Origin of the sequence: Streptomyces sp. H27-C3 (genome assembly GCF_030063415.1) — a bacterium.
GTDB lineage: Bacteria > Actinomycetota > Actinomycetes > Streptomycetales > Streptomycetaceae > Streptomyces.
Window position 1 is genome coordinate 1 of record NZ_JASITA010000044.1, and the last position, 11,944, is coordinate 11,944.

Annotated in this window: 13 protein-coding genes and 1 pseudogene; 4 read left to right on the forward strand and 10 right to left on the reverse strand. The window is 68.2% G+C overall.

Annotation, left to right across the window (positions count from 1 at the left end; translation table 11 throughout):
- The 6 genes from QMK30_RS31745 to tap form a co-directional block, all read right to left on the reverse strand.
- A partial coding sequence (locus QMK30_RS31745; RefSeq protein WP_283521790.1) for a reverse transcriptase N-terminal domain-containing protein occupies positions 1–563 on the reverse strand: 563 nt, incomplete at its 3' end.
- Positions 564–1,210: 647 nt separating this feature from the next.
- Positions 1,211–1,492, reverse strand: coding sequence for a hypothetical protein (locus QMK30_RS31750; protein WP_283521791.1), 282 nt, complete (start codon positions 1,490–1,492; stop codon positions 1,211–1,213).
- Positions 1,493–1,598: 106 nt separating this feature from the next.
- Positions 1,599–2,186 carry a telomere-protecting terminal protein Tpg gene (tpg, locus tag QMK30_RS31755; RefSeq protein ID WP_283521792.1) on the reverse strand — a complete coding sequence of 196 codons (588 nt, stop codon included), beginning with the start codon at positions 2,184–2,186 and terminating at the stop codon, positions 1,599–1,601.
- Between the two features lie 53 nt (positions 2,187–2,239).
- Positions 2,240–2,743 (reverse strand): hypothetical protein, encoded by a 504-nt coding sequence (locus tag QMK30_RS31760; protein ID WP_283521793.1) that lies wholly within the window; start codon positions 2,741–2,743, stop codon positions 2,240–2,242.
- A 106-nt stretch (positions 2,744–2,849) separates the two neighbouring features.
- A complete protein-coding gene (gene tpg, locus QMK30_RS31765; protein WP_283521794.1) occupies positions 2,850–3,413 on the reverse strand; it encodes a telomere-protecting terminal protein Tpg in 564 nt (187 codons plus the stop codon).
- 8 nt (positions 3,414–3,421) lie between these two features.
- A complete protein-coding gene (gene tap, locus QMK30_RS31770; RefSeq protein ID WP_283521795.1) occupies positions 3,422–5,689 on the reverse strand; it encodes a telomere-associated protein Tap in 2,268 nt (755 codons plus the stop codon).
- Between the two features lie 122 nt (positions 5,690–5,811).
- Between tap and QMK30_RS31775 the strand changes: the two genes are divergently transcribed.
- Positions 5,812–6,078, forward strand: coding sequence for a type II toxin-antitoxin system Phd/YefM family antitoxin (locus QMK30_RS31775; RefSeq protein ID WP_283521796.1), 267 nt, complete (start codon positions 5,812–5,814; stop codon positions 6,076–6,078).
- Positions 6,075–6,320 carry a type II toxin-antitoxin system RelE family toxin gene (locus QMK30_RS31780; protein ID WP_283521797.1) on the forward strand — a complete coding sequence of 82 codons (246 nt, stop codon included), beginning with the start codon at positions 6,075–6,077 and terminating at the stop codon, positions 6,318–6,320. Before QMK30_RS31775 ends, QMK30_RS31780 begins: the two co-directional genes overlap by 4 nt.
- Before the next feature lie 652 nt (positions 6,321–6,972).
- Here the strand turns inward: QMK30_RS31780 and QMK30_RS31785 are convergent.
- A complete protein-coding gene (locus tag QMK30_RS31785) occupies positions 6,973–7,917 on the reverse strand; it encodes a hypothetical protein (protein ID WP_283521798.1) in 945 nt (314 codons plus the stop codon).
- A gap of 155 nt (positions 7,918–8,072) precedes the next feature.
- A complete protein-coding gene (locus tag QMK30_RS31790; RefSeq protein ID WP_283521799.1) occupies positions 8,073–8,705 on the reverse strand; it encodes a serine/threonine protein kinase in 633 nt (210 codons plus the stop codon).
- Between the two features lie 200 nt (positions 8,706–8,905).
- Between QMK30_RS31790 and QMK30_RS31795 the strand changes: the two genes are divergently transcribed.
- Positions 8,906–9,196: a transposase family protein gene (locus QMK30_RS31795; RefSeq protein ID WP_283521830.1), complete on the forward strand. Its 291-nt coding sequence runs from the start codon at positions 8,906–8,908 to the stop codon at positions 9,194–9,196.
- On the opposite strand, the gene QMK30_RS31800 is transcribed toward QMK30_RS31795, so the two are convergent.
- Positions 9,161–10,744 carry an ISL3 family transposase gene (locus tag QMK30_RS31800; RefSeq protein WP_283521800.1) on the reverse strand — a complete coding sequence of 528 codons (1,584 nt, stop codon included), beginning with the start codon at positions 10,742–10,744 and terminating at the stop codon, positions 9,161–9,163. The genes QMK30_RS31795 and QMK30_RS31800 overlap by 36 nt on opposite strands.
- A gap of 112 nt (positions 10,745–10,856) precedes the next feature.
- Positions 10,857–11,060, reverse strand: a pseudogene (locus QMK30_RS31805) (ATP-binding protein); the annotation flags it as partial.
- On the opposite strand from QMK30_RS31805, the gene QMK30_RS31810 reads away from it, so the two are divergent.
- Positions 10,984–11,664: a hypothetical protein gene (locus QMK30_RS31810; protein ID WP_283521801.1), complete on the forward strand. Its 681-nt coding sequence runs from the start codon at positions 10,984–10,986 to the stop codon at positions 11,662–11,664. The pseudogene QMK30_RS31805 and the gene QMK30_RS31810 sit on opposite strands and share 77 nt — an antisense overlap.
- Positions 11,665–11,944: the final 280 nt, after the last annotated feature.

An 11,944-nucleotide genomic window follows, 5' to 3' on the forward strand; every position in this document is an offset into this window, starting at 1 on the left:
CCCGCAGCCGCCTGAACGTCCACCGAGACAAAGGCGGCCGACTCAGCATCCCCTGGACCAGGGAAAACGAGGCCATCTGCCATCAACTCGCCGCTCAGACAAGGCCGCACACTCCAAAATCCCAAATCGTCACAGCAGGAGGCGCAGTATGAAACCACCATCGGAATTCCTAACGGTCTGGACTTTCCGTTAGCCTTAGGAATGTACACACGTCTGACAGGTGATGGTTTCACGATTGTGCCTGCGATGAGTTGTCGGGCGAGTTTGCCCCGCTCCGACGGCCCCATCGCGACGGCACCGTCCACCCCTGCCGTCTTCTTGCCGGTGCTCATCTGCGCCACTCTGCGGACACTTGTCAAGGTATTCGCTCGGGAACGCAGCATGAGCTTTTGCAGGTTGCGCACCTGCTTCAGATTTCCACTCTTAGATGCCCTGAAAATTCTCTGACGCAGTTTCTCGACGGCCAGGTACTCCGCCTTCCAGTCCACACTGGTCCAGAATTGGGAGTTACTCGGCTCGCCATCAACTCCGTTCGGGATGACCTCGCAGTCATCATGTTGCATGCCGCTCACCCGTCCCGTCTAACTTGCGTCGATGTATAAGGTCCCGCTCATCGTCTCTTCAGTGTCCACCTGGTTCGCGTGGGCTCCCTTTCGGGCCGGGCCACAGTCAACCCGTATCCGCCGGGTTATAGGAACGTCAGGCGTGAGACCTTGTGCGACGTTCCCCTTCCCCTGAACTTTCGCTCAAGCGGCTTTTGCTTATCGAACCATCCTGTCCCGCATAGGGTTTCGACCATTGTTGCCTCCGGCTTACCGGTTGACTATTCCGGACCTATACGGGGTTTCCATGTTCCGCTGTGATGAGTTGCGTTCGGGGTGGGTGCCTTCTCTGAGCCGACTCCTGCGGTAACCTACGGTCGGGCTGTCCTCGGCCCATGGCCCCCGCATCAGGGCCTCCGTCGCACGGTGTTTCTCAACACCAGGAGTTATCGCCGCCGAATGCTGGCCATCGGCGCGGCGTTGTGGCTAACGACTCTTTAAATCGAAGATTCACTTGCGTTCACCCGTCCGAACTTCCCCTTCGCTTGTTCCCCCACGATGGCCCGCGGGAGTCTTGAGCTTGACCACCTCCGCTCGGGACCTCGGATTGCTCCTCGGCCCTGGAGGCTGGGGACCGACCATCGGTCACAGGTCAGGGAGTTGGCGTCTCACTGCCCAACCCCTCTCATCGTCAGCGACCTCATGTCGCACATGCGCGCCCACTCCGCGAGCTCCGCCGGCCCTCGCTCATCGTTGGCCAGGTCCTCGTGCCGGGAATCCTGCCGGGCCGCGAAGTGCGCGTCCTCGAGCGCGGCCGCGGCCTCCGTATGCGTCATGCCCCGGGCGCGGCGGCGCACCGAGCCGCGGCCCACCTTCGCCTGGTCGACCGGTGCGGGCCCGGGGCCGCCGGTGAAAGGGCGGCGCGGTCGCCGGTGAGAGGGAGTATTCATCCGGGGGCCTCGCTGTTTCATTGCGGAAAAGGGGTACGGCCCGCTGCCAGAGCGCTCCGTCGGCGGGCCGTACCCCAGGTTTATAGCAGGCGGAGATTCACCGCACCTAAAACGACAGATTGATGTATCCGACTGACGTGAAATCGGAGCGCAATCCCTTCGCGCGCGTGCCCCAGTCGGTGAAATACGACTCCGTTATGGCCTCCGCGACAATGGGTTCCAGGTCTTCATCCGTTGCACCGTCGTCGCGAGCGGCCAGGATCTGAGCCACGTACGTGGGGGAGATCGGCGTGCTGATGTACCGCACACGGCCGTCGTCCGAGCTGCCGTTCGCGGTGAACCCGAAGTATGCCTCGCACTCCACCCACATCCCGCCGGAGGTGGCCGCGCGCTCCCTTGCCTGCGCCCTGACCTGCGGTTGCCACTCGGATTCGGTCTCCCTCACCAGGGCTTCCTGGAGCTTCTTCTGTGGCTTCTTGAGCTTCCCGGCGCGGTAGCGCTCCACTGTGCGCCGGGAGGTGTTCAGGCGCTCGGCGAGCTCCTTGGTCGAAGCCTTCGTGCGCGTGAGGAGGAATTCGACTTTAGCCTTGGCGGACTGCGGGATCTTCCGGGTGAAGACGGCGCGTTCCGCGCGGGCCAGGGCGTCCAGGACCTTGCCCCGCGCGGGGACCGGCTGCTCGTGTTCTTGGGTCATGTCCGCATGCTCGAACGCGGAACCTGTGGACAGAGGCCAGGCGTTCGGGTGGCTCAGGCCAGCGCGGTGCGTCCTGTGACTGGCCGCGATAGCTGGCGGTTGGCCACGGAGTTGGCGGGTCCAGAGCCGAGGACCACGTGACCTGCGGATTTGTCCGCGAAACCGGCCGTTTCGACCGCAGGGCCGCCAACTATCCCGGCCAGCGCCCGCCAACCGCGTTGGCCAGAAACTCCGTGACCAGCCAGAACGCCAACGTCCGGCCGCCAACAAGCGTGTCCAGTCACACGTCCTGCGTCCGTGGCCTCGACCAGGTCCGGCCGTTCACCGTTGGCCGGCTGGACGACCCGCACCAGGTTCTTCTGCCACAGCGAGACCGACGCCCCGTAGAGCGCGAACTGTTCGTCTGCCCAGGCGACGCGGATCGGGTCGTCCTCGGGGGCGTGCACCTCGGGCGGGACAGCCCGGGTGAGGGCGGGGAAGAACGTGGACATCGCGGCCGGGGCAGGCGCCTGGGAGACGGCGGCCAGCAGGGCCCGTTCGTGGGTGTTCAGATCCATCGCCTCAGCGTAGAGGTCGTGCCACCGGCGCGAAGTCCGCCGTGCCCCCGGAATGCCGTGAGCCCCGGACGACGGTCCGGGGCTCACGGGTTGTTCGGGGTACGGCCTACAGCTGGAAGCCGAGGTTCAGCACGTCGTTGATCTGGACCTCCTGGAGGGAGCCGGCGCGGCGGCCGCTGTCCTGGAAGTAGACCTCCTTGAGGGCTTCGGCGGTGAGCTCGCGCAGCCGGTCCTCGGTGGCGCCCTGCTCCTGGGCGTCGAAGAGGCGGGCCGCGTACTGGGGCGGGAGGGCGACGGTGAGGTGCCGTTCGCGGTCCTCATCGGTGGAGTCCATCGACGCTCCGGCGTAGCCGAGGCGGGCGTGGACGTCGATGACGATGCCGCCGGTGGTCGCCGCCTTCTCCTTCGCCTTGGCCCTGATCTGCGGCTGCCACCGGGCCTTCACCTCGCGCTCCAGGCGCGCGGCGAGGTCCGGGCGGGGCTTCTTGATCTGGTCCTTCACGTACCGCTCCACGGTGCGCTGGGAGACCCGCAGCATCTGGGCGACCGCCTTCGTGCCGCCGAGCTGCTTGACCAGGTACCGCATCTGCGGGCCCGCGTTCTTCGGTGCCGGGCGGGTGAACGCCTTCGCCACCGCCTGGTTGAGGCCGTCCCCGAACTCCTTGGTCATGCCGCTTCCTACTCCCCGTTGTCCTTGTCGGTGACGGTGCCGTCCTTGATGTACCGGGCGAGGTTGAGCTCAGGGGCCTGGAACTGCTCCCGGGCTCCCTCTCCCCACAGCGTGGTCTGCGTGCCCTCGTGCTTCACCAGGCCCGGGTTGACCCCGAGCTTGAAGCCGCCCGGCAGCGGCTTGCCCTCGCGGTAGGGCAGGAAGTCCAGCGGGCTCTGGCCGTCGGTCGCGTAGACGACGCAGTCGGAGAGGATCGCGACCGGGTACTGCCCGGTGAACGCCGCGTGCTTGACCATCTTCCTGTGCAGGTTCATCCGGGTGCGGGAGATGACCGCCGCGCGGATGTCGGGCCGCCACGTCGGGCGGGACAGGGCCCGCCACCGCTCGCCGGACGTCCAGCCCTCACCGCGGGGCCGCTCGCGCAGCTTCCCCAGCCCGCCCTTCACCGTCGCCTTGACCGCCCCGACGACGATCGCCATCTCCGGGTCGCGGCTCTTGTAGCCGTCCATCGCCGCCAGGAAGTCCTCGGGCGACAGATCAGCATCGACACCGAGATCGGCCATCGTGGTCAGGTAGGCGTCGCGCAACCGGCCGTACCAGCCGTCCAGGTAGCGGCCGGTCTCGTACCGCACGTGCGCCTCGGTCGGCGTGACGTCGTATCCGAGCTCCACCGCGTAGGCGACGGTCGGCGTCGCGTACCAGGCCGGCCCCGTCGGGCGGTCGCCCTTCGGCGTGAACGGACTGGGCAGCAGCGCGCCGTCCAGCTCCACCCACTCCTTGCCGGCCTTCACCCTGGAGAGGTCGACGTGGGACAGGTCCACCAGCCACGAGCCGGGCAGCTTCGGGTCGAACACCGGGTTCTTGACGTGCGTCGGCTCGCCCAGGCCGACGACCAGCCCGTTCGCTCCGGCGGCGAACGCCATGTTGACGTCCAGGCCCACGAGGTGGCTGCGCATGCATTCGGCGTCGGTGAGCGGGCGCGCCCAGTCGTACGCCTCCTCGAACAGCTTCTCGCCGGGGCCGCGGACGTGGAAACGCGGCAGGTCCACCAGGAGCGGGTGCCCGTCGGGGGCCTCGCACGGCGCGCAGTCCACCGGGTCCGTGCCCAGCGACCCGGGCGTCTTGTCGTCGGCGCGCCGCATGAGGCCGGTCTCCTCATCGCGTACGGCGTGGGTCGGCGGGTGCAGGGCGGTCATGAGCTCGAGGCCGGTGACGGCGGTGGAGCCGCGCGGCGTCATCACCCGGGACGCGTACACGCCCAGAACACGGGCGAGCTCCGCCGCCGGCAACTGGGCGGCGCCACCCCAGAACCGGGCGTCCAGTGCGTTCCACGAGGGGATGCACAGCTGGACGCACTGGCGGTCGGACCCCTGGGCGGGGCGGTAGATCCGCGCCCACGGCCCGAACCCCCGCTTGGTGAGCTGCCAGTCGGCGCGGGTCAGCTGCTTGGCGACCTTGTGGCCCTCCGGGATCCGCCCGGCGATCCGCTCCTGCTCGGTGAGGGTCACCGGGAGGCCGTAGCGCTCGCACGCGGCCGCGGTGAGCACGATCAGCGGGTCGGCCGGCCGTCCCGGGCCGGACAGCTTCGGCTGACCGAGCTTGGCCTCCTTGAGGGTCCAGTCCACCAGGGACGGCAGGCTCTTGGCGGGCACGTCCAGGACCAGGCCGCCGACGCAGTACGCCATCACCTTCCCGTCCTCGACGTCGATCACCGCGAGCGGACCGTTCTCGAACCGCGGGTCACTCTCGCCCGCCGTGGTCGCGGCCGGGGCCGCCTTCTTCGCACCCGGACGGCGCGACGTCGACGTCGGCCTGGCGGTGCCCGCCGAACGCGGCGCGGCCACCGGAGCAGCAGCAGCAGGAGCAGCGGCGGCAGGAGTGGGAACGGAATTGGTCTCGGTGTTCTCAGGTGCAGTCATGACCGCAGCCTCGGACGCCGCCCCTGTGGACAGAGGCCGCGCTTCCGCCGGGGCGGGCGTAGCGGTGAACGTGTCCGGCACCGCGACGTCGGGGGCGGGCACGGTGGTGTCGGCCGGGGCGGGGTAGAGCTCCGCGAGCTTGTCGAGCAGCCGGGCGTAGGCGTCGCGTTCCGGCGGGCGGGGCTCGGTCTTGCCGGACTCCCAGCCGCTGACCGTGGCACGGCGCACCTGCAGGGTGGTGGCCACCTCGTCGATCGTCAGGCCGTGTGCGGCACGCAGCCGCTTGCGTTCCGCCGGGGGCGGCAGTGTGGCGCGGGACGCGACCAGCGCGTCGACCGCGTCGAACAACTCGGACATGGGTTACCTCCTGACCAACACCCTACCCCATGGAACGTACGATGCGCGTACGTTTGCCGTACGAACTGCGTATGACGTGCGTTCGGTGGTGGGAATGTGCACACTTCCGTAAGGTGGTGTGCATGACGACGGAGAGCAGCACCTACTCGATCGTGGAAGCCCGCGCGCGCCTCGGTGCCATCGCGCGTGAGGTCAGCGCCACCCGGGAACCGGCCGCCATTACCGACCACGGCCAGACCATCGCGATACTGGTCAGCCCCGCCGACGCCCTCGAACTCCAGGAGCTGCGGGCCCTGGCCGCCTACCGCGCGCGCCAGGAACGCGGCGAGAGCGCGGGCGTTCCGCACGATGAGGCGTACCGACGCGTCTTCGGCGGAGCCCAGGCGTGAGCTACGAGGTCATCTGGGAGCCCGAGGCCCTCGCCCAGGCAGAGCGGTTCGCCAAGGACGACCCCGCCGGAGTCCGGCAGGTGTTCACCGCCGTCGACCGCCTCGCCGAGGAACCGCGCCCCGAGGGCGCGTTCGGCAGCACCGACGTCCTGCGCATCCACGTCGGCCGCTACCGCGTGATGTACGCGATCAGCGACAGCCAGGTCCGCGTCAGCGTCATCCACCTCGGACGCCTGCGCTGAACGACGCACGAAGGGGCGGCCTCTCCCATGAGGCCGCCCCTTCGCTCTGTCTGCGCGGCCCGGACCGGACAGGCCGGGGCTGGAAGACGGAGCCGTTCAGCGCGTGCGCGGCCGGGTCATCCGGGCGTGCAGCAGGGTGCTGCGGGTGAGTTCGCTCCCTTGCTTGTGCTGGTCGTTGAACAGGGCTGTCAGCCCTTTGGGGGCGTTCCAGTGCTCCCGCAGGTTCACCGTGGCACCCAGGTCGTCCAGGAGGGCGTTGACGACGGACGCGGCCTCGCTGGGCCGGTCGCCCCAGCCGTCGCCCCACCACAGGTGCTCGGAGGGTGTGCAGGGAGCGGGATGGACGTGGCCGTCGCTGGTGGTGATCCACACGGTGTGGTGCAGCACCGCCGAAGCGAGCTCCGCGCCGCCGGCCGGAAGGGACAGCGGAGCGTAGAACCGCCAGACCGGCTTGCCGCGATCGCCCGATGTCCGCAGGACGGGCATGTCGGTCAGCGGGTCGACGAAGAACGCCTCTGCGGAGTCGCCGCGGGCGAGGACGGCGTGGGCTGCGGTCGGATCGCACAACGTGAGCCGGCGGGCCCACTGCTCGATGACCGTGCCGGACCGGTCGGGCACTTCGGTGAACGCCCCGTAGGGCAACAGGTCCGGTTCACGGCCGACGGCGACCTCGAGCGCGGCGACGGCGTCCGGGTGGTTGCTCAGGGCCAGTTTGTGCCAGCCGGATTTGAGGACCTCGCGATCGCCGCCGGACCGCAGAGGGTGGTGGGTGGTGTCGGGCACCGCGGCGATGACGACGGGGTTCGGCGTGTCGCGGGAAGATCTCGTTGTCGTGCCCGACGCTGTTGGTGCGGTTGTTGCGGATGTCGTTGGCCATGTCGGTGACGGCCAGGTGCGAGGTGACATCGAAGTGGTCGTTGCCCGCGATGCGACGCAGGATCTTCTCGTTCTTGTTGGAGGGCACCTGAGCGACGGCGGCCGGGGTGCCGGGCTTCCATTCGCGGATCAGTTCCGGCACGCGCAGCAGTTCGGGCCACCAGGGCAGCGCCTGGCCGGCGAGGGCGGCGACGTTGCCCCACTCGACTTCGTACTCGATGCGGGGATGGGCGGTGTCGGCGGCGACCAGGGCGGGGCCGGTGAAGCTCATGTCCCCGTACAGGGCGCAGACGATGCGCACCCCGTCCGGGTTCCCGGCTTCGGTCAGAGCGGTGGCGACGTCGGTGGCGACCTTGCGATCGTCGTTGTGCACGATGCGGATCGTGCCGATGGCCGTGTGCCAGTCCAGTGCCGGCCCCCGGGCTGTGTCCTTGTATCCGTCCCACCTACCGGGCGTCAGGTCCTCGGGCAGCGGGCGGAGCAGGATGGCGCCGCGGTGGGTGAACTCCGGGGTGTCGGCAGCCCACCGGTAGAGCTGGGTGCCGTCCCACACCTCCTCGGGTTCCTTCTTGTTGCCGAGCCCCGCGAACGGGTCGTGCGGCGGCTCCGTCGGCTGCGGAAAGTCGTCGTACTTCCGTACCAGCCGCCACAGCCCGAAGGAGTTGACGCCCAGCATCTCCTGGACTTCTGTCTTGGACAGATAGCTGTCGCTCACGCCCATGCCGATGTTCCTCACCGTCCGGGGCCGGTAGTGGCCCAGCCCAGATCATGTGACGGACCGGCAATCGGCACGGGCAGAGCTCAAATGCCCGCCCGGATTCCCACCCGCATTGGCCGAGAAGACGCCCTTGCCTGGGTAGTCCGGACGGCCGGGTCTTATCCCTCGATCCGTATGACGACGAAGAGGTCCCCCGCCTCCCCGCCGTTTCTACCGGGCCAGCCCAGTCCTCTGAGTCGCAGTCGCTGCCCGGGTCGCACTCCTGGGGGAATCCGGATCCGGTGGGCCGTTTCTGCGGAGACCTCGCCGCTTCCTTGGCAGGATTCGCAGCCCGGTGTGACGTGCGCACCGGCTGTGGAAGCGCAGTCCGGGCAGGGGTTCCGGTCGGTGAGGAGAAGCTGTGTGACTGCGCCGAAGGCCGTGATGCGAGGGCTCACGGCGGATCGGACGTACCTGTCCGGCCCGCGGGTGGGCAAGTCCTCGTCGAAGTACCGCCGGTCGATCTCGCGGAGGGCGAGCATGACCTCGAAGGCGTCGGCGGGGCGGTCGTCGGGATCCTTGGCCAGGAGCCGGGTGACGAGCGCCACCAGTTCCGGCGGGGTGGCGAGCCGGCGTTTGAGCAAAGGCGCCGGCTGCTCGTTGAGGTGCTGGTTGATCAGGTGCCAGGAGGCCCCGGGGAACGGCGGCTGCCCGGTGATCATTTCGTAGAGCACGCACCCGAGCGAGTACAGGTCGGATCGGTGGTCGAAGGTGCCGTTGAAGCACTCGGGTGTCCACGGACAGTGGGACATCCGGGTGAGCGGACAGTTCAGGTGGTTCTCGCAAGATTTTCGTGAACGGGTGACAATCCGTCACGACGGTGGCATCGTCCGTACTGTGTGCTGACTTGCTGGACATCGTATTTCCGCAGCTTGGCCCGGTAGAGGTGGGGCGGGTGCAGCGGGATGGTGGCGTGGTGCACGTGACCGCGCGTACTCGGGAAGGTGTCCCCGTGTCGTGTCCGGGGTGCGGCGTGGAGAGCGTTCGGGTTCACAGCCGCTACCAGCGACGGGTCAAAGACTGCGCTGTCGGCGGGCAGCCGGTGGTAGTCGAGTTGACGGTGCGTCGCCTCTTCTGTGACCAGGACTCATGCCCCCGGCGAACTTTCGTGGAGCAGGTTGACGGGCTGACGGTCCGCTATGGCCGCTACACGCCAGGTCTGCGGTTCTCGCAAGATTTTCGTGAACGGGTGACAATCCGTCACGGATCATCCGCAGATGACGCGTTTGCGGAGGAACGGTAGGCCGGCGCGGCCGTAGGTCTGCCGTTTGAACAGCTTGATCCGGTTGTTCTGGCCCTCGACCTGGCCGGAGCTCCATTCAAGGGTGACCCCGGCGTGGACGGCGGCCAGGTCGCGGGTGAGGCCGTCGGCGAAGGAGACCAGCTCTGCGATACCGCCGTCCTTCGCAGTGACGATCCAGGAGTCGATCTCGTCCGCTCCCAGCCGGTTGACCAGGACCTTCGCGAAGCCGGCGACCAGGTCCCCGGTGGTGGCCAGTTCGGGGCAGCGTTCGCGCAGTTCCTTGAGCTGCAGCCTGTTCTGTTCGGTGTGCTCGTCGGGGTGGGTGAGCAGAAGCCCGGCGACCTTGCGGGGTGTGGGGGCCGCTTTGGCCGGTGCGCTGCCGCCTTCGCGCAGGCGCTGCACGAAGCGCCGGACCGTGCGTTCGCTGGTGAGGACGCCTCGGGCTTGGAGTTCGCGGTGGAGCAGGTCGGCGCGGTGGCAGCCCTCAGTGAAGCGACGCACCAGGTAGTCGGCGTGTCGGTCCAGGACGCCGTAGCGGCCGCTGGGGCCGAGGCCGAGGAGGTCCTCGGCGTCATGGGCCTGCATGTACCTTCGCACCGTCTTGTAGTCCAGGTGCAGTTCGCGGGTGATGACGGTGATGGTCGCTCCGTGGTCCATCAGCGCGTGGACAGCAGTGTGCCGATCCCGGGTCCGCGTGACCAGGCGCGATTCCGCCGGTTCGGCCAGTGGCGCGGCACGCTCCTGCGGGGTGGCCGGGGCAGGCGTCCAGCCCCGGCGCAGGCGTATGACCGTCTTGTCGACTGCCCGCCCCAGGTTGTGCCACAAATGCCACCGATCGGCGACCTGTACCGCGTCGGGGGCGCCCTCGCGGGCGGCCTCCGCGTACGCCCCGCTGCGGTCACGACAGATGATCTCGACGCCGGGATGGGCACGCAACCACTCCCTGACGACCTCCACGGTCCGACCGGGCAGCAGATCGATCACCCGGTGGGTCTCCAGATCGACCAGACACGTCCCGTAGTGATGACCACGTCTGGTTGCGAAATCGTCGATCCCCAGCACCCGCGGGCACACCAGAACCGGCTCCGGCAGCGCCATGACCAGGGAGATCAGCGCGACCCGGCTGATGGCGACCTGCAGCACCCGGGCCAGGCGCGCTCCGGCACTGCCGGCCAGCGCCAGACCCACCGCGCCGAGCACGGCCAGCAGACCTGGCGTGTAGCGGCCATAGCGGACCGTCAGCCCGTCAACCTGCTCCACGAAAGTTCGCCGGGGGCATGAGTCCTGGTCACAGAAGAGGCGACGCACCGTCAACTCGACTACCACCGGCTGCCCGCCGACAGCGCAGTCTTTGACCCGTCGCTGGTAGCGGCTGTGAACCCGAACGCTCTCCACGCCGCACCCCGGACACGACACGGGGACACCTTCCCGAGTACGCGCGGTCACGTGCACCACGCCACCATCCCGCTGCACCCGCCCCACCTCTACCGGGCCAAGCTGCGGAAATACGATGTCCAGCAAGTCAGCACACAGTACGGACGATGCCACCGTCGTGACGGATTGTCACCCGTTCACGAAAATCTTGCGAGAACCGTTCAGGTCCTCGTGTGCGGACAGCTGATCTCCCTGTCCGGTATGACTATTTGTCCCTCGGTCGGGCTCAGGCCAACGGGGTGACACCCTGGCCTGTGGTGGCTTGGGTGAGCCGAAGCGAGGAGCCCTCGGTGAGGATGATGTGGGCGTGGTGCAGGAGCCGGTCGACGGCCGCGGTCGCCAGGGTTTTGGGCATGATCGAATCGAATCCCGAGGGGTGCAGGTTCGAGGTCACGATCACCGAGCGGCGCTCGTATGCGGCGTCGATGACAGGCGCCCTCCTTGAGCTCCAGCTCCGCGCGGACCGCCCGCAGGTTCTGCGCTATCGGCCCGTTGATGACAAACGCCGGCGGCCGCTGCTCACGCTCCAGGCGCCGGGTGACCGCACGGTGCAGGACCGCCAGAGTCTGCTGCTCGAGGTCGCCCTCCTGCAGCAGCTGCTCCCAGCCGGCCAGGATCTCCCCGAACACCTGGTGCACGACGTCTTCGGCCGCGCGGCGGCTGCCGAGGTGGATCTCGGCGAAGCCGTGGAAGAACTCCTGGTGCCCGAGGAAGAAGCCCTCGAAGTCCAAGGGCAAGGACAGGGGCGCCGCCACGGGCCGGCTGTACTGGTCCTGGGGCGATACATCACCGAGGACGCCGTCGTCACTCATTCGGGCCTCCGGCATGCAGTACTCATCGCGTATCGGGTCCTCTTCGTTGAGGGCGGCGCAGCACAACAGGCCCGCACCGAAAGCCCGTTGGCTCTCAAGCACCACCATGTCGAGAACCGCGACGGATCACTCAACGCCACGGCAGAAAAATTACCCGATGATCACGCGCAGGAACGCTACGTAGTTTCGGGCGTCGAATCTCCGTCCAAAAAGGACCTCTGAGCAGGGAAGACCCGCACCCGTCCGCAGGGTCACCCCACGGCCTCACTGCTTGAAGTGTCCTAAATCACAGCCGAGTTGAGCGGAAATCGGCACCACTCGAAACGCCCTGGTCGATTCCGGTGCCCGGCGCCAGCCTCTGCACCCGAACGGGTGAAAATCCTCGATCACGGCAACCCAGAGACGTGCCCCTGTGCCCTGAACCGGTCTCTCAGCCTGTAGTTGGGCACGGTTCCGGTCTCCGCCCGTACGCCTGATGCCCGCCTCCGGGTGACACGCCCCC

Coding starts and splice junctions, on each gene's coding strand:
- QMK30_RS31750 (WP_283521791.1), bottom strand. CDS start 1,492: ATGAATACTCCCTCTCACCGGCGACCGCGCCGCCCTTTCACCGGCGGC.
- tpg (WP_283521792.1), bottom strand. CDS start 2,186: ATGACCCAAGAACACGAGCAGCCGGTCCCCGCGCGGGGCAAGGTCCTG.
- QMK30_RS31760 (WP_283521793.1), bottom strand. CDS start 2,743: ATGGATCTGAACACCCACGAACGGGCCCTGCTGGCCGCCGTCTCCCAG.
- tpg (WP_283521794.1), bottom strand. CDS start 3,413: ATGACCAAGGAGTTCGGGGACGGCCTCAACCAGGCGGTGGCGAAGGCG.
- tap (WP_283521795.1), bottom strand. CDS start 5,689: ATGTCCGAGTTGTTCGACGCGGTCGACGCGCTGGTCGCGTCCCGCGCC.
- QMK30_RS31775 (WP_283521796.1), top strand. CDS start 5,812: ATGACGACGGAGAGCAGCACCTACTCGATCGTGGAAGCCCGCGCGCGC.
- QMK30_RS31785 (WP_283521798.1), bottom strand. CDS start 7,917: ATGGGCGTGAGCGACAGCTATCTGTCCAAGACAGAAGTCCAGGAGATG.
- QMK30_RS31790 (WP_283521799.1), bottom strand. CDS start 8,705: ATGTCCCACTGTCCGTGGACACCCGAGTGCTTCAACGGCACCTTCGAC.
- QMK30_RS31810 (WP_283521801.1), top strand. CDS start 10,984: ATGATCGAATCGAATCCCGAGGGGTGCAGGTTCGAGGTCACGATCACC.